Here is a 20,913-nt window from a genome sequence, read left to right as displayed (position 1 = left end):
CGTTTTACAGTTCACTGCGCACAAGGAACAGAGCGGGTTGCCAGGTGCCTGAAATACGCAGAGAGCTATGAAACGACTCGCTGGACTTCACTGTAAGTAAGCACGGCAACCGGCAGTGACGGTGGCAGGCGCGCAGGCGTGTCGGCTCCTTCACACCCGCGCTGTAGGACAGCGCCTGCCCCTGCTCATGCGGGGACTGCCGGCACCCGGCGCAACGCACAGCAGGGTGGGCAATTCAGACAAGAAGCCCCCGGCCGACCGCAGCGACGGAGCAAAAGCCGCTGGAAAGCGATAGCCACCTCTGCGCCGTGGCCCGTCGCTGCCACGGCCTGGAGGGTGTTAGCGCAGCAGGGGCAACACCGCCGAAAGCAAGGTGCCCTTGCCGGGGCTGGAGTGCACACTCAGGCGCCCCCCTGCCGCCTCTACCCGGTGGCGCATGCCCGCCAGGCCGTGCGAAGACACCTGCACGCTGGCCGGGTCAAAGCCCGCACCGTCGTCGTGCACCTGTACCGCCACGTGGTTGGGATGTGCGTGCACAGACACCAGCACCTTGTGCGCGTTGGCGTACTTGCCGATGTTGGTCAGTGCCTCTTGCACCATGCGGTACACCGTGAGCTGCGTGGCGCTGGGCAAATCGACCGTCTCCAGGTTGGTCTCGACCTCGATACCGGCACGCTGCGCAAACTCGCGGGTGAGAATCTCGAGCGCAGCCGTGAGCCCCAGGTGCGACAAGGAGGAAGGTCGCAAGTCCTCGATGATGCGCCGCTTGAGGGCGATGCCGCTGTTGAGCGTGTCGGTGAGGTGCTTGAGGCGTTCGGTCACATCCGGCGCATTCACATCCAGCTTGGATTTCAAGCGCGCCACGTCCAGCTTGGCGGCGGTGAGCAGTGCACCCAGTTCGTCGTGCAGCTCGCGGGCCAGGTGGCCGCGCTCGTCTTCCCGCACTTGCTGCAAGTGGCTTGCCAGCTCCGACAGGGACGCCGTGCGCTCGCGCACCAGGCCTTCCAGGCGGTCGCGCTCGTGCTCAAGCAAGGCCTGTTCGCGCTGGCTCACCACCTGCAGGGCGTTGGCCTGGCGCAGGTACATGAAGAACGCCAGCAGGCCAATCGCCGTGACCACGGCAATGCCAATGCGCGAGAGCATGAGCGACTGCACGATTTGCGCCTGGCCGATCTGGATCTTGGCCGTGGCGCGCTCGATGAGCGCATGGGCGAGCTTGCGGATTTCATCCACGTTCTCCCGCCCCATGTCGGTGTGCAGGATGAACTTCCAGGCGTCTTCATTGCCCTGCCTGCGCAATCGCAGGCTCAACTCCATCTCTGCGAGCTTGCGCGAGATCTGGCGCGACAGCAGTGCCACCATCAGCATGTCATCCTTGGAGTCCACAAACTGGTTGCGCAAGGTGTCCATGTGGCTTTGCAGCGCGGTCATGGCTTTGTCGTAGGGCTGCAGGTAGATGTCGTTGCCCGTCAGCAGGTAACCGCGCTGGCCGGTCTCAGCATCGAGCATGCTTTGCAGCAGGCTGCTGACCGTGCCACGGGTGGCCTGCCACTGGCTCATCTGGCGCACCGCGTCTTGCGAGCGCATGTGCCCGACTTCGTTGATGCCCACCAAAACCAAGGCGGCCAGCAGAGCCATGGGCAGGCTCAGCGCCATGCGACGAACTTTTTGTAACCACGGCCGCAAAGATGCTTGTAGGTTCATAGTTTGGAATCAGGATAAAGTTTGGCGCTTGCGGTGTTGGATGCAATGCATCAGCAACACCCGAACGCGGTTTATCTACAACTCATTGAGGGCTGCATGCGCACCCTCCCGAAGGAAAACACAATGATCAAAATCGGCATAGTGGATGACCACGCTATTGTTCGCTCCGGCTTGCGCCAGTTTCTGTCAGAGCATGTCGATTTACGCGTAGAAGGCGAAGCCTCGAATGGCCGCGAAGCGACTGACCTGGTGCGCAATCACGAAATCGACGTACTGCTGATGGACCTTTCGATGCCCGGCCAAAGTGGTCTGGATGCCCTGGCCATGCTGCGTGCCAAGGCACCCGACATGGGCATTCTGATTTTGAGCGGCTACCCCGAAGAGCATTACGCCATCAATCTGATTCGCCAGGGGGCCAGTGGTTATCTCAACAAGGAATGCGAGCCCTCCGAAATTGTGGAAGCCATCCGTGTGATCGCGCTGGGCAAGCGTTACCTCACCCCCACCGTGGCCGAGCTGCTCGCCCAGCAACTCAACCGCAAAGACGATGCACCCCCACACGAGCAGTTGTCCGAGCGCGAGTTCCAGGTGTTCTTGAAGCTGGCCAAAGGCGAGACCGCAGGCGACATCGCCAAGGACCTTTCACTGAGCGTGAAGACCGTGAGTACCTACCGTACCCGCCTCATGGAAAAAATGGGCCTATCTTCCAACAGCGATCTGACGTACTACGCGCTCAAGAACCAGCTCATCGACTGATATGGTGTGCACCCTCCTGGCCAGTGCGAACGCCGCCAGGAGGCGTTCAACCCTGCAAAATTTTCAATCTGTATGGAGTGAGTGAGAGACGATGGGAGCACTGCAATGGTGCTTGCTCACCCAACGAGAGACAGGCGCCGTGCCGCCTAATCAGCCCCGGCTGTGCGCCACGCAGTAGTCCACAAGCGCATCGATTTCATTAGATTTGTCAAAGACGGCGTCTACCCCGAGTTGCGCGCAACGCATGCGTATATCGGGGGTGGCGTAGTTGCTGAGGACGACCATTTTCTGCCCGGGGCTGCGCTCGCGGCATGCCTCCAGCACCCCCAGGCCACTGCCTTGACGCAGGAAAAGATCAACGATGGCCAAGTCCCACTGACCGGCGCGCTCCTTGAGCCAGACCTTGCCTTCGTCTTCTGTTTCAGCGAACCCCACCGGCTCTACCGACGCCAACTCTTCCAGAGTCCCGATCAGGTTTTCTCTGATGGTTGCGTTGTCTTCAACAATGTAAGTGCGGAGTTTCACAGCCTGATCCAAGAGTCCGGCCAGAACCCATACGCCATGGCCGAAGACGTACTTTAAGCCGGATGTTTTTATCGTTCTGCCAGCCAGCACTCGCTGGTTGCGTAGGACTTCTCCTACTGTTTGCCACAGACAACGCAGGCGGGATCGCGTGGCACTTTCATCGTATTCCACTCCATGGTGCGGCCATCGAGCATAAGCAGGCGCCCGGTCATGGCTGGCGCGGCGCCAGAGATGAGCTTCAAGGCTTCGGCTGCCTGCATCGCGCCGATGACACCGACCAGCGGGGCGAAGACACCCATGGTGGAGCACTGCACTTCCTCAAACTCGGCCTCGGGCGTGAACATGCAGGCATAGCAGGGCGACGCAGGATCACGCGGATCAAACACCATCACCTGCCCATCAAAGCGGATGACGGCACCAGCCACCAAAGGTTTGCCGTGGCGAATGCAGGCAGCATTGACGGCGTGGCGCGTAGCGTAGTTGTCGCTGCAATCCAGAACCACCGTCGCCTGGGGCACCCACTCATCGAGCAAGGCGGTGTCTGCGCGCTGCTGCAAGCAGGCGACCTCCACGCCGGGGTTGATGGCACGCACCGCCTGTGCGGCAGATTCCACCTTGGGCTGCCCCACGCGGTCGGTGGTGTGTGCCACTTGCCGCTGCAGGTTGGTGAGGTCCACCACATCGTGGTCCACCAGCGTGATCCGCTCGACACCCGCCGAGCCCAGGTACAGCGCCACGGGTGACCCCAGCCCCCCGGCGCCAATCACCAGGGCATGCGAGGCCAAGACCCGCTCTTGCCCTTCAATGCCTACTTCATCGAGCAGGATGTGGCGCGAATAGCGCAGCAACTGTTCATCGTTCATCGTTCTCTCATCCACCACATCAAAAAGGCCGGGCTCCTGATGGAGCCCGGCCTTTGTACATGAAAACCGGGAAGGGCAAGCCTGCGCTCAGTTTTCCTTCTTTTCTTCCTTGCGCTCGGTTTGCGTCTTGCTCACCAGCACCGCCCGACCCTTGAGCTTGTTGAGCGCCTGGGTCAGCTGGAAGTCCTTGTCGGTACCAAACTCGGGCAGCTTGCGTTCCGCTGCGGGCTTCTTGGCTTCCTCTTCCAGGCGCTTGCGGGCTTCTTCACGGGCCTTTTCACGGGCCTCGTCTTTTTGCTCTTCGCCCTGGCCGCTGCCCAGGTGTTTGTCCAGATCAGCCTCGCGCATACGCAGCGCGGCAAACACATTGCCCTCTTCAGACTCGTCGATCATCACATCAGGCACGATACCCTTGGCCTGGATGGACTTGCCGCTGGGGGTGTAGTAGCGGGCGGTGGTCAGCTTGATGCCTGTATCAGGCCCCAAAGGCCGCACGGTTTGCACCGACCCCTTGCCAAAGGTCTGGCTGCCCATGATGGTGGCGCGCTTGTGGTCTTGCAAGGCGCCGGCCACGATTTCGCTGGCCGATGCAGAGCCTTCGTTCACCAGCACCACCAGGGGCACGGTCTTGAGGGCCGCAGGCAAACGGCGCAGCGGGTCGCTGCCGCTGCGGCGCTGGTAAAACTCAGGCGATGCCTTGTAGGTGGCCTTGCTTTCGGCAAGCTGGCCATTGGTGCTGACCACGGTCACGTTCTCGGGCAGGAAGGCTGCCGAAATCGCGACGGCTGCATCCAGCAAGCCACCAGGGTCGTTGCGCAGGTCCAGCACCAAGCCCTTGAGATTGGGTTCCTGCTTGTAGACGTCTTCCACCTTGCGCACGAAGTCTTCCACCGTCCGCTCCTGGAACTGCGATAGGCGAATCCAGGCATATCCGGGCTCCATGACCTTGCCCTTGACGGACTGGGTCTTGATTTCTTCGCGGATGATGGTGACGGGGAACGAGCGGTTTTCGTCCTTGCGGAAGATGGTGAGGGTGACCTTGGTGTTGGGCTCACCGCGCATGCGCTTGACGGAGTCGCTCAGCGACAGGCCTTTGACGGCGGTCTCGTCAATCTTGGTGATCAGGTCGTTGGTCTTGAGCCCGGCGCGAAACGCGGGCGAACCTTCGATGGGCGAGACGATCTTGATCAGGCCGTCTTCCTGGGTGATTTCAATGCCCACGCCCACAAACCGGCCCGTGGTGCCTTCACGGAATTCCTTGAAAGACTTCTTGTCGAAATACTGCGAATGCGGGTCGAGGCTGGACACCATGCCAGAGATGGCATCGGTGATGAGCTTTTTATCATCCACCGGCTCCACGTAGTCTGTCTTGACCAGACCGAACACTGCTGACAGCTGCTGGATTTCCTCCAGCGGCAGCGGTGTCATCGCCCCGCGCGCAACGGTTTGCAAAGACACCGTGGTGAGCGCACCGGCCACCACACCAACCGACACCCAGCCCGCAATTTTGAGTTTCTGGCCCATACAACACCTTTAACCGCTTCAATATACACCTTGGAAGGGCCGCGCCCGCTGCAGTTCCGCGCGGGCGCTCACTTTCGCAGGATCTGGAGGGTTTTCCCCAGCAGATTTACACCGTCTTTACGCTTTTCCCTGCGAAGCCACTGCGGCGGCGGCCTTGGCAGCCGCTTCAGCGTCGCCCAGATAGTAGTGGCGGATCGGCTTGAGGTTGTCGTCCAGCTCGTAAACCAGCGGAATCCCGTTGGGAATGTTCAGGCCCACGATGTCGTTGTCGGAGATGTTGTCCAGGTACTTGACCAGCGCCCGGATGGAGTTGCCGTGCGCAGCCACCACCACGCGCTTGCCCGAACGGATGGCGGGCGCCATGGACTCGTTCCAGAACGGCAGCACTCGGGCTACGGTGTCTTTCAGGCATTCGGTCAGGGGCACATTCTCAGCCGCCACACCGGTGTAGCGGCGGTCACCGCGCTCGCTGCGGGGGTCGGTGGCTTCCAGCGCAGGCGGGGGGGTGTCGTAGCTGCGGCGCCATACCAGCACCTGCTCGTCACCATACTGCTTGGCCATGTCGGCTTTGTTCAGGCCCTGCAGCGCGCCGTAGTGGCGCTCGTTCAGACGCCAGTCCTTGACCACGGGCAGCCAGGTGCAATCCATCTCGTCCAGGGCGTACCACAGGGTGTGGATGGCGCGCTTGAGCACGCTGGTGAAGGCCAAGTCGAACTCGTAGCCCTCGGCCTTGAGCAGCTTGCCGGCCGACATGGCCTGGGAAACACCGGTGGGCGTCAGGTCCACATCGGTCCATCCAGTAAAGCGGTTTTCAAGGTTCCAGGTGGATTCGCCGTGGCGGATCAGAACGAGTTTGTGCATGGTTTCCCTAGAAAGAGCGGGTCAAAACCTTACATTCTAAAATTGCTCTGTTCGCCAACCCAAGGAATCTTAGTGAAATTCATCATCGACAACTGGTATTTGCTCGTCGTGGCCCTCGCATCGGGCAGCATGTTGCTGTGGCCGTCGCTGCGCAGCGCAGGTGCTGGCTCGCTCACCCCCAACCGGGCGGTGCAGCTCATCAACCGTGAAAAAGCGGTCGTCATTGACGTGTGCGAAGCCGAGGAGTTCGCCGCTGGCCACGTGGGCGGCGCCAAGAACGTGCCCCTGAGCCAGCTCGAAGAGCGTTTGCCCACCCTGGTGAAGAACAAGGCCGTGCCTGTGGTGCTGGTGTGCGCTTCTGGCGCCCGCGCCAACCGCGCCGTGGCCGTGGCCAAAAAGCTGGGCTACGACAAGGCAGAGGCCCTGGCCGGTGGCCTGAAGGCCTGGCGCGAAGCCAGCCTGCCGATTGAAAAAGCCTGACCTTCACCCTTTAACGCAGGAGAGCCCCATGCAACCCGTGAAGATGTACACCACCGCCGTCTGCCCCTACTGCGTTCGCGCCAAGCAGATTCTCAAGTCCAAGGGCGTGGAGCAGATCGAGGAGATTCGCGTTGACCTCGACCCTGAGGCCCGCACCCACATGATGGAAATCACCGGCCGCCGCACGGTGCCGCAGATTTTCATCGGCACCACCCATGTGGGTGGCCACGACGACCTGGTGGCCCTGGACGGGCGCGGTGGCCTGATGCCACTGCTGGGCGCCGCTTGATTCCGGCCACCCTGCCTGCCAGCGCTGCATAATGCAGCCCATGTGCCCGCTGCGGGAGCTGCTCCCCGGCGGGTTTTGTTTTGCAGCAAGTTTGTTTGAGCAAACGTAAATCGTAAGTAGAGAGACTTTGACCATGGCCGACCAAGACAACACCCCCGTTTTCCAGATCCAGCGCGTGTACCTGAAGGATCTGTCGCTCGAGCAGCCGAACTCCCCCGCCATCCTGCTCGAACAAGAGCAACCCAGCGTGGACATCCAGCTCGGCGTGGAAGCCGCGCCTGTGGCCGATGGCATCTACGAAATCTGCGTCACCGCCACCGTGCAGACCAAGATCAAGGAAAAGACCGTGTTCCTGGTCGAAGCCAAGCAAGCCGGCATTTTTGAAGTGCGCAACATCCCTGAAGACCAGATGGGCGCCATCATGGGCATCGCTTGCCCCCAGATCGTGTACCCCTACCTGCGTGGGAACGTGGCCGACGTGATCAACCGCGCTGGCTTCCCACCCGTGCACCTGGCCGAAATCAACTTCCAGGCCATGTACGAACAGCAGCAACAAGCCGCAGCGGCCGACACCGCCGTGGCCCAGTAAGCTGCACGCATCCTGGCAATTGCATTGGGATGAGGGGCCTTCGGGCCCCTTTTGCTTGATACGAGGGCGTAAGCAGCTATGAAAATCGTAGTACTCGGCGCAGGCGCATGGGGTACGGCCGTGGCCCTGAGCGCAGCACAGCACCCGGCGGGCCACCAGGTCACGCTGTGGGCACGCAACCCGGCGCAAGCCAGCGCCATGCAAACGCAGCACGAAAACGCGCACTACCTGCCGGGCATGGCCTTGCCGCCCGCCTTGCAGGTGGCCAGCGGCGACCCGGTGGCCGCGTGCCACGGTGCCGACCTGGTCATCGTTGCCACCCCCATGGCTGCGCTGCGCGGCATGTTGAAGGCACTGCAAGGCCTGACCATGCCCGTGGCCTGGCTGTGCAAGGGCTTTGAATCGTCCGCCGGCGCACAGGCCGCTGACGCAGGCCTGCTGGCCCACGAAGTGTGCGCGCAAGTGGCGCCCGCCTTGCGCTCGGGCGTGCTCAGCGGCCCCAGCTTTGCACAGGAAGTCGCCCGCAACCAGCCCACGGCACTCGTCGCCGCTAGCGAACATGCCAGCGTGCGCGAAGCCCTGGTGGCCGCCTTCCACAGCCCCAGCGTGCGCGTGTACGCCAACGAAGACATCGTGGGCGTGGAAGTGGGCGGCGCGGTGAAGAACGTGCTGGCGATTGCCACCGGCCTGTGCGACGGACTGGCTCTGGGTCTGAATGCCCGCGCAGCGTTGATCACCCGCGGCTTGGCCGAGATGACCCGCCTGGGCCTGGCCCTGGGCGCACGGCCCGATACGTTCATGGGTTTGTCAGGCCTGGGCGACCTGGTGCTGACCGCCACGGGCGACCTTTCGCGCAACCGGCGGGTGGGCATGCTGCTGGCACAAGGCCACACCCTGGCGCAGGCGGTGGAATCTCTGGGCCATGTGGCCGAAGGGGTCTACTGCGCGCGCACCGTGGCGCAGCGCGCACAAGCGCTGGGGGTGGACATGCCCATCACCCGCGCCGTGGTGGCTTTGCTGAATGGCCGGTTGAGCCCGCCCGAAGCCGTGGCCACGCTGATGGGGCGCGACCCCGCTACCGAATTTGCAGACCGCGGCTGAACGCCGCCCTGCTCGTTGCACGCACAAAAAAGCCGCACGGTCTGCACAAGCAGACGGTGCGGCTTTTACATTGGGCGGCCCCCTTCGGGACTGTGCTCAGAACACGCCGAAAAGCATGAGCAACAGCACGACGGAAAGCGGTACGCCAAGCAACCAAAGAACGATAGGCATGGTGGGTCTCCTGTAAAAAGAACGGTCACTGAAATCAGTGCCTCCACCTTATTCGCCCACCCAGCGCGGCCTTGTGCGCCGGGGCAGCGCCTTCGCGTAGGCGGGTGCCTACCGCGCCGCGATCGTTACAGCCCCAGCTCCAGCGACAGCAACTCCTCCACCGTCTGGCGGCGGCGGATCAGGCGGTGCTCGGCGCCATCCACCAGCACCTCGGCCACCAGCGGGCGGGTGTTGTAGTTGGAGGACATCGAAGCGCCATAAGCCCCCGTGTCATGGATCACCAGCAGATCCCCCACCTGCGCCGCAGGCAGGTCGCGCGGCAGCACCACGCCACCGTCGCCCTGGGTGAACACGTCTCCCGACTCGCACAGCGGGCCCGCCACCACCGTGGGCTGGCTGGCACCCTGGCTGCCATCGCGGCGCAGCACGCTCATGGCGTGGAAGCTGCCGTACATCGAGGGGCGCATCAGTTCGTTGAAACCAGTATCGACCAGCACAAAGTGGTTGTTGCCCGCATTTTTGGTGGCACGCACCTCGCCCAGCAGCACGCCCGATTCGGCCACCAGGAAGCGACCGGGCTCAATCTCCAGCCCCAGCTTGTGGCCCACGATGGCCTCGGCCTGCTGGCGTGCGGTGTTCCACAGTCCAAAGTAATGCTGCGTGTCGATGACGGGATCGCCCGCGCGGTACGGGATAGACAGGCCGCCGCCAGCCGAGATGGCATGCAGGTCATGCCCCGCCGCGTGCGCCGTGCGCACCAGCTCCACCATGGCACCGCACACCTCGGCCAGGTGGCCGTAGTCCACGCCCGAACCAATGTGCATGTGCAGGCCCGCCAGCGTCAGGCCCTGCTCGCGGATGGTCTGCAGCGCCAGTGGCAAGTCGGTGTGCCAGATGCCGTGCTTGCTGTGTTCGCCGCCCGTGTTGGTCTTGTTGCTGTGGCCGTGACCAAAGCCGGGGTTGATGCGCAGCCACACCGCATGGCCCTTGGATCGGGGGCCCAGCTGGCGCAGCATGTCGATGGAGCCCGCATTGACGGGCACGCCGTGCTCCACCACGCAGTCGAGCGTGGCAGCGTCGAACAGGTCGGCGGTGAACACAATCTCAGACGGTTCGCCGCCGGCCTTGAAGCCTGCCGCCAGCGCCCGCAGAATTTCGCCGCGCGACACCGCATCCACCTTCACGCCCTGCTCACGCATCAGTTGGAGGATGTGGATGTTGGAGCAGGCCTTCTGCGCAAAGCGCACCGTGTCGAAGTTGGACACCTGCGCAATGCGCTGGCGGATGGTGGCCGCGTCGTACACCCACAGCGGGGTACCAAACTGGTCTGCGAGGGCCCACAACTGGGCAGGGGTGAAGGGGTTGGACATGGCGAAAACTCCGAAAAAGCTGAAATCTGAAGAGCCACACACCAGTCACGGTGCGCAAAGAGTGACGGCGATCATGCCTGCCACTCACCATTCAGTCCAATACCAAAATTTCCACCATCGATTCATTGCGGATATGCTTTTCGCATGAACTCCGCCCACCCACCCGCGCCAGCCCACCTAGATGCACAAGCCGCCCTGGTGTCCCACCGGCACATCGAGGTGTTTCGCGCCGTGATGACGGCAGGCAGCGTGACCAGCGCGGCCGCCCTGCTGCACAGCTCGCAACCCACCGTGAGCCGCGAATTGGCCCGGCTGGAGCAGTTGCTGGGCTACCCGCTGTTTGAACGGCTGCAAGGCCGCCTGCGCCCCAACGCCCGGGCGCTGGCGCTGTGGGACGAGGTACAGCGCTCTTGGCAGGGGCTGGAGCGCGTGGTGGAGCGGGCCGTGGCCCTGGGCCAGTCGCACGAGGCGCAGCTCTCGGTGCTGTGCCTGCCCGCCCTGGCCCACGCCCTGCTGCCCGGCGCCATTGCCCGGCTGCTGCGCGCACAGCCCCAGTTGCGCGTGTCTATCACCCCACAGGAATCACCGCTGCTCGAAGAATGGATGAGTGCCCAGCGCTTTGACCTGGGCCTGAGCGAACAGGCCGCAACGCCCCCCGGCGTGCAGGCCGTACCGCTGCTGACGCTGGACGAGGTGGCCGTGCTGCCCGCCGGGCACGCGCTGACAGCCCAGGCCGTGCTGCAGGTGCAAGACTTTGCAAACCAGCCGTTTGTGAGCCTGTCTGCCGACGACCCCTACCGCCGCCAGATCGACGCGCGCTTTGCCGAGGCTGGCGTGGCGCGCCAGCTGCACCTGCAAACCCACAGCGCCGTGGCCGTGTGCGCCATGGTGCAGCAAGGCCTGGGGCTGGCCATCGTCAACCCGCTCACGGCGCTGGCCATGGCGGGGTCGGGGCTGGTGGTGCGCAGGCTGGGGTTTTCCGTGCCGTTCAGCATCAACGCTTTGCTGCCGCTGTACCGCCCAGCCTTGCCCGAAGCGCAGCCGCTGCTGCAGTCCCTAGAGGCCCAAGCGCAGGAAGTGACCGCCGCACTGCAGCGCTTGCTGAGCCAGCCTGCGAATTGATGCGCCCGGAATACTTTAAGCGAAAAGTGCTTCTAGCGCTTATTCAACAAGCGCAAGCAGCTACGCTTTTAGTAGCAGACCCGTCTCTGGACACAAAGGGCCCAATGCCCAATCCACGCTGCGCACAGACACAAAAAAACCGGCCTCCAGGGCCGGTGTGTGCAGGCAGCGCGGGACACCCAGCGCAGGGATCAGTACCGGCCGCCGCCGTAGCCGCCATTGCCGTAGCCCACATCGGCACGCTTGCTGGCAGTGAAACCGCCGGCGTTGTAACCGCCAGCACCGCCACCAGCTTCGCGGGGGCGGGCCAGGTTCACCACAATCGTGCGGCCATCCACAGACATGCCGTGCAGCGCATCAATGGCGGCCTGGGCGACCTCTGCGGAAGCCATTTCCACAAAGCCGAAGCCCTTGGAACGGCCGGTTTCGCGGTCTGTCATGACCTTGGCAGAAGAAACGCCGCCGAATTCGGCGAAGTTGCTTTGCAGGCTGGAATCGGTCACAGAGTAAGGCAGGTTGCCCACATAAATTTTGGTGCTCATGGAAATGTCTTTCTATAGAAAAGCGCGCAACGAAGGGCACGCAAGGGAGAAATGGGATGGAAATCGGGGGCTGCGCTGCGATGGCCCGGCAGGCGCGCAGCGAAGGAGTTGGTCAGCACACGGGTGGGCGGGACATGCACGCCTGCAACCAACCCTGGGTGACGGCAAACAGCCGGGCGATTTCGGGGGAGGCAAAGGTCTTGTCAAAGCGAAACACGCGGCAATAGCCACCGTTGCTTTGGGAGCGCTGGACCGAGAACGAGGCGCGGAAGCGGCCGCAATCGGTCGGGTGTGTCGCGGGCGAAACGACGTACTGGCCCATGGAGATGGCTGTCTTGGAAATTGGGTGCATTCAGGGGAAACGCAAGCCCGGGCCGGGTTGCGTGAGCATCAAGGGATCACAGCTGGCTGCAGCTCTACAGTGCAACTGGGCGACAAGGATGTCGCAAAAGGCGGCCAGTGCGGGCGGCTGAAACCACCGGGCTGGCATTGCAAGAACTGCGTGGCAACCCGCGCAACGTCACTGCAATGCCGTCAAGTATATGGCTGATGACATAAAAAGTCCAGCCAATATTCTCAAAAGTTTTAAAACACCGTCCTCCCGCCCGTGCGGCGCGGCGTGCACCAACCGGCTCAGCGGCCGCCGGTGATGCACAGGGCACGCTCACCCTGCGGCCATTCCCTGGACTTTGGCAGCCAGGCGCTGCTGTACGGCGGGCGAGACGAACTTGTCCACCTCGCCGCCCAGCACGGCGATTTCGCGCACAAAGGTGCTGCTGATGAACTGGTATTTGTCGCTGGGGGTGAGGAAGACGGTTTCCACCTCGGGCATCAGGCTGCGGTTCATGCCGGCGAGCTGGAACTCGTAGTCAAAGTCGGTCACGGCGCGCAAGCCGCGCACCATGGCCTTGCCACCACGCGCCACCACAAAGTCACGCAGCAAACCCGAAAAACTCTCGACCTGCACCTGCGGATATTGGCGCGTAGCCTCGCGCACCATCTCGATGCGCTCTTCCAGGCTGAACAGGGTTTTCTTGTGGTGGCCCGCGGCCACGGCCACGATGACATGGCCGAACAATTGGGTGGCTCTGCGCACCACGTCTTCATGGCCCAGGGTGATGGGGTCGAAGGTTCCGGGGTACACGGCGAGAACGTTATTGGCCATGGCGGGTTGTCTCCTGTCTGGCGAAATGGGGCGTTGGCCGGGCGTTCCCGGCCGCTGGGGCGCATTATGCAGTGCACTGCAACATGGGCACTGCAATGCAAAGAAAACAGCCGCTAGCGCTTGATGGAAAAGCGCCAGCAGCTATCAAAACAAGAGCAACTACAGAGACACCACCCGGCGCAGCAGGTGGGCATGCACCGCACCGGCTTTGAGGTGGCGGTGCACCGCCAGGCCCCAGTCGGCCAGGTCCTCGTCGGTCCAGGCGCGGGGGGCTTCCAGGTAGACGAAGCCATCGGCTGCCACTGCCTGGGCAGCAGCCTGCAATGCGGGGGTGAAGAAATCGCTGTCAAAAGGCGGGTCGAGCAGCACCAGGTCCAGGCTGGCGGGCGCGGCTTGCTTCAGGGCCGCCACGCCATCGCCGCGCTGCACGCGCATGGCGGTGGCCTGCAGGCGCTGCTGCAAGGTGTGCAGCTGGGCGACCAGGGCGGCGTCGCTTTCCACCAGTTGCACGCTGGCGGCGCCGCGCGAGGCGGCTTCAAACCCCAGCGCCCCGGTGCCGGCAAAGGCGTCCAGGCAGCGCCAGCCGCTCAGGTCCTGGCCCAGCCAGTTGAACAGGGTTTCGCGCACGCGGTCTGGTGTGGGGCGCAGGCCCGGGCGCTGGGCCACGGGCAGGCGGGTGCGCTTCCAGGCACCGCCGATGATGCGGATCTCGCCCGCGCCTTTGGGGGCCGCGGCAGCGGGCTTGTCTTTGCCCGTGGCCTTTTTGCCTGCTGGGACAGCGGGCGCGGCTGCGGCCGCCTGAGCCCTGCGGATTTCGGCGTTGATGGCGCTGGTTTTGAGGGTGGAACGGCTCATGGCTTGCCCCCCACCACCACGGTGACCATGCGCTCGGGCTGCAGCTTGCGGGCCATGGCGGCGCGCACATCGGCCACAGTGAGGGCTTCGACCTTTTGCGTCCAGTGGTCCAGGTAGTCGAGCGGCAGGTCGTTCCAGGCGATGTTGGCCACGTTGCTAAGCAGCTTTTTATTGCTGTCGATGCGCAGTGCGAAGCCGCCGATCAGGTTGTCTTTGGCGGCGCGCAGCTCGGCCTCGGTGGGGCCTTCGGCCACAAAGCGCTGTACCACGTCGCGCACCACCTTCACCGCCTGGGCGGCCTGGTCGGGCCGGGTTTGCAGGCCGATGGTGAAGGCGCCAGCGTGCAGGCCGCCGGCAAAGTAGCTGTACACGCTGTAGCTCAGGCCGCGCTTTTCGCGCACTTCTTCCGTCAGGCGCGAAACGAAGCCGCCGCCGCCCAGAATGTGGTTGCCCACCAGCAGGGCCAGAAAGTCGGGGTCGCGGCGCGGAAAGCCGGGTTGGCCGATCAGCACATGGGCCTGGGCCGAGGCGAAGGGAATGGCCTGCTCGGTTGGGGCTTTGAGGGGTTCCACCTCAGGCACGGCAGGCAGGGGCGCGCAGTTGCCGCCGCTGGCGGGCAGACGGCCCAGCAGCTTGGCCACCAGCTCTTGCGCCTGCGTGCGGTTCACCGCACCGACGATGCTTACGCGGGCACGGCAGGCGGCCACCGTTTGGGCGTGAAAGCGCTGCATGTCGTCCACGGAAATGCGCGCCAGCGTTTCGGGCGTGGTGCGCTGGCCATAGGGGTGACTGCCGTACACGGCGGCGGTGAAGGCTTCGCCCGCCACGGTAGACGGGCGGGTGGCGGCTTCGCGCAGGCTGGCGGACCAGCGGGCACGGTCCCGCGCCCAGATGTCGGCGGGCCAGCTGGGCTCGGCCATCTGGCGGGCGGCCAGGCGGGCGGCGCGGTCCAGCAGGGGCGCGTCGGTCAATGAGCGCAGCGAATAGCGCAGCGCGTCGTTGTCGGCCCCGGCTTCAAAGCCAGCGCCCAGATCGGCCCAGGCTTCGCCCAGGGCGTTTTCGTCCAGGGCGGGCTCAGCGCCCTGCCCTTCTTTACCGCCTTTGACGCCCTTGGACGCCATCAGCGCCACGCTGGCCGCCAAGCCGGCCTGCGCGGCGGGGTCGCGGCGGCTGCCGCCATCGAAGTCCACCTGCACATCCACCATGGGGATGACGGGGCTTTCGACCAGCCACACCTTGGCGCCGCTGGGCTCCGTCCAGTGCTGGATGGGCAGCAGCGCCCAGGCAGATGGAGCATAAAAAATTACTCCAGCGCAAGCGCATAAAGCGCTAGCAGCTACTTTTTTAATAGCAATCATGTGACAAATCCTGATCCGGTTCAATGGCGGGCGCCAGCAGCGGGCGCGGGGCGCTTGCGCGCACCTTCCAGCGGCTGGGGCAGCAGCGTGGCAATGGTGAGCTGGTCGTCGCCAAAGTACTTGGCGGCCACGGCCTGGACTTCTTCGGCGGTGATGGTGCGCAGCAGGGTCAGCAGGCGCTCTTCAGCATCCAGCGGAAAGCCCTGCACCCAGTTGCTGCCCAGTTCCTGCGCCTGGTTCTGCACGGAATCACGCTCGTACACGGTGGAGGCGATCCACTGCGTCTTGACGCGGGCCAGCTCGGCTTCGCTGATGCCCTCACGGGCCACGCGGGCCAGTTCGGCGCGCAGCGCGTCTTCCACCTGCTGGGCGGTCTTGCCGCCCGCGGGCACGCCGGTCATCAAAAACAGCGCGGGCCCCCGCCCGGTGATCATGGCGGAGCTGCCTGCGCTGTCGGCCACGGGCTGCTCGCCCTGGGTCAGCGCGCGCTCCAGCCTGGCACCGTCGTAGCCGCTGAACACGGCCGACAGCACCAGCAACGCCAGGGCTTCGCGGTCGCTGGCCTGCAGATCCTGCACGCGGGTGAGAGAAGGCACGCGGAAAGCCAGGGCCACGTAGGCCTGCTCGGCCGGTGCCTTGACGGCAATGCGGCGCAGGCCACGCTGCTCGGGCTCGGTACGGGGCTTGCGCTCGGGCACCGCATGCGCGGGCAGCGAGCCGTAGTACTTCTCTGCCAGGGCACGTACCTTGTCTACCTGCACATCACCGGCCACCACCACCACCGCATTGGTGGGCGTGTACCACTGGCGATGGAAGGCGCGCACGTCGGCAGGTGTCATGGCGTCCAGGTCGCTCATCCATCCCACCACCGGGCGGCGGTAGGGCGACGCGTTGAAAGTGGTGGCAAAGAGCTGCTCGGCCAGCAGGGCACGGGGCTGGTCTTCGGTGCGCAGGCGGCGCTCTTCCTTGACGACCTCGATCTCTTTCTTGAACTCTTCGTCGGGCCAGTGCATGTTGGCAAAGCGGTCAGACTCCAGCCGCATCACGTCTTCCAGCTTCTGGGCGGGAATCTGCTGGTAATAACCGGTGTAGTCGCGGCTGGTGAAGGCGTTTTCACGCCCGCCCAGGGCCGCCACACGGCGTGAAAAATCGCCCGGCGCCACGGTTTTGGAGCCCTTGAACATCATGTGCTCCAGTACATGGGCCACGCCCGAGGTGCCGTCCACCTCGTCCATCGAGCCCACGCGCAGCCACACCATGTGCACGGCCGTGGGTGCACGGTGGTCCGGCTGCACGATGAGCTGCATGCCATTGGCCAGGGTGAAAAGCTGGGCGCCCGCCGCGTTGGTGCGCGGGCTGTCGGCCGCTGCCGCGCGCACTGGCGCGGAGGCCGTGGCCTGGGCCACAAGGGGTGAAGAACCCGGTGCAGCCACATTGGTGGCGGCCCCGGCGCTGATGCTGGCCAACAGGCCGAGTAGGGTGAAAGCGCGTTTCATAGAATGCAGTGATTCTAAGAACCCGCCAATGTTCAGTTTTTTCAAGAAAAAGCCCGCCCCCCCGCCCGCAGTCGCTGATGCCCCGGCACCCGCGCCTGCGCCCGTGACGCCCCCGCCAGCCACGCCCGCCCCCGCTGAAGCCGCCGCGCCCCCTGCAGCCGCAGCCCCGGCCACAGGCTTTGGCTGGCTGCGCAACCCCTTCGCCGCCAAGCCACCCGCCAGTGCCCCTGCGCCCACGCCCGCCGTCGATGCCGCGCCCACGCAGCCAGCCCCGGTCGGCCCACCTGCTGCGGCCCCAGCGCCCGCCCCTGTTGCCGTAGCGGCACCGGTAGCGCACCCAGGGGTGCCAGCGCCTATCGCTGCGCCAGCGCCCCTCCCAGCACCAGAACCTGTTGCAGCCCCCGCCCCCGTGGCGGCAGAGCGCAAAGGCTGGCTCGACCGCCTGAAAGCGGGCTTGCGCAAGACCGGCTCCAGCATCGCCACCGTGTTCACCGGCACGCAAATCGACGATGCGCTGTACGAAGAGCTGGAAGAAGCCCTGTTGATGGCCGATACGGGCGTGAAGGCCACCCAGCACCTGTTGGAAGACCTCAAGCGCCGCGTGAAGGAAACCAAGACCACCGACCCCGCCGCCGTGAAGGGCCTGCTGGCTGATGCCCTGGCCGAACTGCTGCGCCCGCTGGAAAAAGCCCTGGTGATCGGCGAGCACACGCCCACAGTCATCATGGTGGCCGGCGTCAACGGTGCGGGCAAAACTACGTCGATTGGCAAACTCACCAAGCACCTGGCCAATGAAGGGGCCAGCGTGCTATTGGCCGCAGCCGACACCTTCCGCGCCGCAGCGCGCGAGCAGCTGGGTGTGTGGGCCGACCGCAACACCGTGGAAATCGTGAGCCAGGAAGGCGGCGACCCCGCCGCCGTGAGCTTTGACGCCGTGACCGCCGGCAAGGCCCGCGGCAAGGACGTGGTGCTGGTGGACACCGCCGGCCGCCTGCCCACGCAGTTGCACTTGATGGAAGAGCTCAAAAAGATCAAGCGTGTGGTGACCAAGGCCGACGGCACCGCCCCGCACGAGGTGCTGCTGGTGATTGACGGCAACACCGGCCAGAACGCGCTGGCACAGGTGCGCGCCTTTGACGACGCACTGCAGCTTACCGGCCTGGTGGTTACCAAGCTGGACGGCACTGCCAAGGGCGGCGTGCTGGCCGCCATTGCGCAGGAACGCCCCATCCCCGTGTATTTCATCGGTGTGGGCGAGAAGCTGGAAGACCTGGAAACCTTCAACGCGCGCGAGTTCGCGCAGGCCCTGCTGTCCTGATCTATTGAGCAGCTACCGTGGCGCCCCGGCTGACGCCACGGGTGCACGCCGCCACAACGCCACGGCGCGCGCACGAATTCCGTTTACAAAATGTGGCTTCCCCCGGATGATGGGCTTGTATCCCACCCAGCCCGAAGCCCATGTTCCTTGAACTGATCAAAGGCGTTGCACTGTTGCTGGCGCTGTGCTTTTTGCACGGCGTCAACATCCGGCTCTGGCGGCAAAAGCCCCTGGTCGGGCAAATCGTTTCGGGCGTGCTGTTCGGCGGCATCTGCGTCGTGGGCATGTTGATGCCCCTGGTCTTGATGCCTGGCGTGATTTTTGACGCTCGCTCGGTCGTGCTCAGCATGGCGGGCCTGTTTGGCGGGCCGTTGGTGGCCATCATTGCCGGCACCCTGACCATGGCATGGCGCCTTTGGCTGGGCGGCGCTGGCATGGGGGTCGGTTTGCTGGTGGTGGTGATTTGCGTGTCGCTGGGGCTGCTGTACCGCTATGCGCGCCAGCGCGGCAAGCTGGACGTGGGGCCCCGCACCTTGCTGCTTTTCGGACTGGTGGTGCATGTGGCGGTGGTGGGGGCGTTTCAGCTTTTGCCTGCGCCGGTTGTGCAGCGCATCAATGAGATGGTGGCCCTGCCTTTCATCGCCATTTTCACGGTGGCCACCTTGCTGCTGGGCACCGCGCTGAAAGACCTGGAGGAGCGGCTGAAAACCGACCGGGCGCTGAGCGACAGCTCAGCCCGGCTGCGCGCCATCACGCAAGCCATTCCTGACGTGCTGCTGGTGCTGGACCGCAACGGGCGCTACCAGGAAGTGCTCTCTAGCGACAAGGCCGCCTTGGTCGCCAACGCCAGCGACCTGCTGGGCAAGCACCTGAGCGATGTGCTGCCTGCCGACCAGGCACAGCGCTTCCTGGAACTCATCCACGAAACCCTGCGCACCGGCCGCACCCAAACCCTTGAATATGAAATCTGCACCCTGGATGGCGTGCGTCAATTCGAGGGGCGCACCCAGCCGCTGGGCGTGCCCGTGCAGGGCCAGGAAGCCGTGGTGCTGCTGGCACGCGACATCACCGACCGCAAGCGTGCCGAAGCGGCCCTGCGCGAGTCGGAGCTGCGCTTTCGCTCCCTGTTGCTGAACATACCGTCCATCTCGGTGCAGGGTTATCTGGAAGACGGCACCACCAGTTACTGGAACAAGGCGTCAGAAGCGCTGTATGGCTACACCGCCGATGAAGCCATGGGCAGCAACCTGTTTGATCTGATCATCCCGCCCGTGATGCGCGACACCGTGCGCAGCAACGTGGAACACATGTTTGCCACCGGCGAGGTGATTCCGGCAGGCGAACTGCAACTGCAGCGCAAGGACGGCAGCCTGGTCGATGTGTTTTCCAGCCACGCCTACATCCACATACCGGGCCAGCCGCCAGAGATGTTCTGCATCGACATCGACATTTCGGGCCGCAAGGCGGCTGAAGAAGAAGCCCGCTACCTTGCTTTTTACGATGCCCTGACCGAGTTACCCAACCGCCGCCTGCTGGTAGACCGGCTGCAGCAGGTGCTGGCCAGCAGCAGCCGCACGGGAATGGCATCTGCCGTACTGTTTGTAGACCTGGACAAGTTCAAGACCCTGAACGACACACGCGGGCATGAGGTGGGCGACATGCTGCTGACGGAAGTGGCGCGCCGCCTCAAGAGCCATGTGCGCGAACTCGATACCGTGGCGCGCCTGGGTGGGGACGAGTTCGTGGTGGTGCTGCAAAACCTGGGCACCGACCCCACCGAGGCCGCAGGCCAGGCCCGCATGTTGGGCGAAATGCTGCGCGCGCACCTGGCGCAGCCCTACGACTTGGCTGGGCACGAACACCATTGCTCAGCCAGCATCGGCATCACGCTGTTGCACGGGCAGCGCACCAGCGTGGACGAAATCCTTAAACAGGCCGATATGGCGATGTACCGCGCGAAAGACGCGGGGCGCAACACGCTGCGCTTTTTCGACCCGGACATGCAGCAGGCCGTGAACCGCCGGGCCACTCTGGAAGCAGAACTGCACAACGGTCTGCGGCAAAACCAGTTTCTGCTGCTCTACCAGGCCCAGGTGGACGAAACCGGCCGTATCGCAGGGGCAGAAGCCCTTGTGCGCTGGCAGCACCCGGAGCACGGCATGGTGTCCCCGGGTGAATTCATTGCCTTGGCGGAAGACACCGGCCTGATCGTGCCGCTGGGGCACTGGGTGATGGAAACCGCCCTGCGCCAGCAAGCGCAGTGGCGCCAGCACCCCCAACTCGCGCACCTCACGCTGTCGATCAACGTCAGCGCGCGCCAGTTTCACCAGGATGACTTCGTGAGTCAGGTGGTCCGCCTGCTTCAGCTCACGGGCGCCGACCCTACACACATCAAGCTGGAGCTGACCGAGAGCCTGCTGCTGAAAAATGTGGAAGGCGTGATCACCACCATGCTGGCGCTGCGCGAGCTGGGCCTGGGCTTCTCGCTGGACGACTTTGGTACCGGGTACTCATCGCTGAGCTACCTCAAGCGGTTGCCGCTGGACCAGATCAAAATCGACCAGGGTTTTGTGCGCGATGCACTGGTTGACCCCAACGATGCGGCCATTGCGCGCTCCATCATTGCCCTGGCCCACAGCCTGGGGCTTGACGTGATTGCCGAAGGGGTGGAAACCGAAGAACACCACCACTTCCTGCTCCAGCATGGCTGCCGGGCCTTCCAGGGTTACTTCTTTGGCCGCCCGGTGCCTCACACAGATTTCGAGCGGGTCGTGCTGAGCCGCTAGGCCGCCGGTAGCAGCACCAGCACGCCCCCGCTCTTTCC

The 20,913-nt window shown here is 64.3% G+C and carries 20 protein-coding genes; 8 read left to right on the top strand and 12 right to left on the bottom strand.

What is annotated here, in order from left to right; genetic code table 11:
- Window positions 1-339: 339 nt before the first annotated feature.
- Complete coding sequence (locus AADJ04_RS07350) at window positions 340-1,704, bottom strand: CHASE3 domain-containing protein (RefSeq protein WP_341239215.1); 1,365 nt, start codon at window positions 1,702-1,704, stop codon at window positions 340-342.
- 123 nt (window positions 1,705-1,827) lie between these two features.
- Between AADJ04_RS07350 and AADJ04_RS07345 the strand changes: the two genes are divergently transcribed.
- The gene (locus tag AADJ04_RS07345) at window positions 1,828-2,460 is read left to right on the top strand and encodes a response regulator transcription factor (protein WP_341239214.1); all 633 of its coding nucleotides are present in this window, start codon (window positions 1,828-1,830) and stop codon (window positions 2,458-2,460) included.
- A gap of 150 nt (window positions 2,461-2,610) precedes the next feature.
- Here AADJ04_RS07345 and AADJ04_RS07340 read toward each other — a convergent pair whose 3' ends face one another.
- The 4 genes from AADJ04_RS07340 to gpmA form a co-directional block, all read right to left on the bottom strand.
- Window positions 2,611-2,985, bottom strand: coding sequence for a response regulator (locus AADJ04_RS07340; RefSeq protein WP_066699579.1), 375 nt, complete (start codon window positions 2,983-2,985; stop codon window positions 2,611-2,613).
- Window positions 2,986-3,098: 113 nt separating this feature from the next.
- Entirely contained in the window at window positions 3,099-3,848 is a 750-nt protein-coding gene (gene moeB, locus AADJ04_RS07335) for a molybdopterin-synthase adenylyltransferase MoeB (RefSeq protein ID WP_341239213.1), read from the bottom strand.
- A gap of 87 nt (window positions 3,849-3,935) precedes the next feature.
- Entirely contained in the window at window positions 3,936-5,372 is a 1,437-nt protein-coding gene (locus tag AADJ04_RS07330; RefSeq protein ID WP_341239212.1) for a S41 family peptidase, read from the bottom strand.
- Window positions 5,373-5,489: 117 nt separating this feature from the next.
- Window positions 5,490-6,233 (bottom strand): 2,3-diphosphoglycerate-dependent phosphoglycerate mutase, encoded by a 744-nt coding sequence (gpmA, locus tag AADJ04_RS07325; RefSeq protein ID WP_341239211.1) that lies wholly within the window; start codon window positions 6,231-6,233, stop codon window positions 5,490-5,492.
- A 72-nt stretch (window positions 6,234-6,305) separates the two neighbouring features.
- Between gpmA and AADJ04_RS07320 the strand changes: the two genes are divergently transcribed.
- The 4 genes from AADJ04_RS07320 to AADJ04_RS07305 all read left to right on the top strand — a co-directional run bounded on the left by AADJ04_RS07320 (window position 6,306) and on the right by AADJ04_RS07305 (window position 8,692).
- Window positions 6,306-6,713, top strand: coding sequence for a rhodanese-like domain-containing protein (locus AADJ04_RS07320; RefSeq protein WP_044399447.1), 408 nt, complete (start codon window positions 6,306-6,308; stop codon window positions 6,711-6,713).
- 28 nt (window positions 6,714-6,741) lie between these two features.
- Window positions 6,742-7,002, top strand: a complete 261-nt coding sequence (gene grxC / locus AADJ04_RS07315; RefSeq protein WP_044399449.1) for a glutaredoxin 3 — start codon at window positions 6,742-6,744, stop codon at window positions 7,000-7,002.
- Window positions 7,003-7,135: 133 nt separating this feature from the next.
- The gene (gene secB, locus AADJ04_RS07310) at window positions 7,136-7,591 is read left to right on the top strand and encodes a protein-export chaperone SecB (protein WP_066699565.1); all 456 of its coding nucleotides are present in this window, start codon (window positions 7,136-7,138) and stop codon (window positions 7,589-7,591) included.
- A 78-nt stretch (window positions 7,592-7,669) separates the two neighbouring features.
- A complete protein-coding gene (locus AADJ04_RS07305) occupies window positions 7,670-8,692 on the top strand; it encodes an NAD(P)H-dependent glycerol-3-phosphate dehydrogenase (RefSeq protein ID WP_341239210.1) in 1,023 nt (340 codons plus the stop codon).
- A 296-nt stretch (window positions 8,693-8,988) separates the two neighbouring features.
- On the opposite strand, the gene lysA is transcribed toward AADJ04_RS07305, so the two are convergent.
- Entirely contained in the window at window positions 8,989-10,233 is a 1,245-nt protein-coding gene (gene lysA / locus AADJ04_RS07300; protein ID WP_341239209.1) for a diaminopimelate decarboxylase, read from the bottom strand.
- A gap of 144 nt (window positions 10,234-10,377) precedes the next feature.
- Between lysA and AADJ04_RS07295 the strand changes: the two genes are divergently transcribed.
- Window positions 10,378-11,355 (top strand): LysR family transcriptional regulator, encoded by a 978-nt coding sequence (locus AADJ04_RS07295; RefSeq protein ID WP_341239208.1) that lies wholly within the window; start codon window positions 10,378-10,380, stop codon window positions 11,353-11,355.
- A gap of 191 nt (window positions 11,356-11,546) precedes the next feature.
- Here the strand turns inward: AADJ04_RS07295 and AADJ04_RS07290 are convergent, their stop codons facing one another.
- From AADJ04_RS07290 to AADJ04_RS07265, 6 genes are all read right to left on the bottom strand, one after another.
- Window positions 11,547-11,897: an RNA-binding protein gene (locus tag AADJ04_RS07290; protein WP_142083682.1), complete on the bottom strand. Its 351-nt coding sequence runs from the start codon at window positions 11,895-11,897 to the stop codon at window positions 11,547-11,549.
- Between the two features lie 112 nt (window positions 11,898-12,009).
- Window positions 12,010-12,219, bottom strand: a complete 210-nt coding sequence (locus AADJ04_RS07285; RefSeq protein ID WP_044398091.1) for a hypothetical protein — start codon at window positions 12,217-12,219, stop codon at window positions 12,010-12,012.
- Between the two features lie 342 nt (window positions 12,220-12,561).
- Window positions 12,562-13,062 carry a pantetheine-phosphate adenylyltransferase gene (coaD, locus tag AADJ04_RS07280; protein ID WP_066788598.1) on the bottom strand — a complete coding sequence of 167 codons (501 nt, stop codon included), beginning with the start codon at window positions 13,060-13,062 and terminating at the stop codon, window positions 12,562-12,564.
- A 159-nt stretch (window positions 13,063-13,221) separates the two neighbouring features.
- Window positions 13,222-13,917 (bottom strand): 16S rRNA (guanine(966)-N(2))-methyltransferase RsmD, encoded by a 696-nt coding sequence (rsmD, locus tag AADJ04_RS07275; RefSeq protein ID WP_341239207.1) that lies wholly within the window; start codon window positions 13,915-13,917, stop codon window positions 13,222-13,224.
- On the bottom strand, window positions 13,914-15,275 hold the full coding sequence (locus AADJ04_RS07270; protein ID WP_341239206.1) for a pitrilysin family protein: 1,362 nt from the start codon (window positions 15,273-15,275) through the stop codon (window positions 13,914-13,916). Before AADJ04_RS07270 ends, rsmD begins: the two co-directional genes overlap by 4 nt.
- Before the next feature lie 20 nt (window positions 15,276-15,295).
- Complete coding sequence (locus AADJ04_RS07265; RefSeq protein WP_312780895.1) at window positions 15,296-16,771, bottom strand: pitrilysin family protein; 1,476 nt, start codon at window positions 16,769-16,771, stop codon at window positions 15,296-15,298.
- Window positions 16,772-16,799: 28 nt separating this feature from the next.
- On the opposite strand from AADJ04_RS07265, the gene ftsY reads away from it, so the two are divergent.
- Together ftsY and AADJ04_RS07255 are read left to right on the top strand one after the other, a co-directional pair.
- Window positions 16,800-18,089 (top strand): signal recognition particle-docking protein FtsY, encoded by a 1,290-nt coding sequence (ftsY, locus tag AADJ04_RS07260; protein WP_341239205.1) that lies wholly within the window; start codon window positions 16,800-16,802, stop codon window positions 18,087-18,089.
- A gap of 140 nt (window positions 18,090-18,229) precedes the next feature.
- Window positions 18,230-20,875, top strand: coding sequence for an EAL domain-containing protein (locus AADJ04_RS07255; protein ID WP_341239204.1), 2,646 nt, complete (start codon window positions 18,230-18,232; stop codon window positions 20,873-20,875).
- Window positions 20,876-20,913 lie beyond the last annotated feature (38 nt).

The sequence above is a fragment of the uncultured Acidovorax sp. genome (genome assembly GCF_964021665.1).
GTDB classification, from domain to species: Bacteria; Pseudomonadota; Gammaproteobacteria; order Burkholderiales; family Burkholderiaceae_C; genus Acidovorax; species Acidovorax temperans.
The sequence above is the reverse complement of the archived record's forward strand: the minus strand, read 5'-3'. Positions and strand labels throughout refer to the sequence as shown.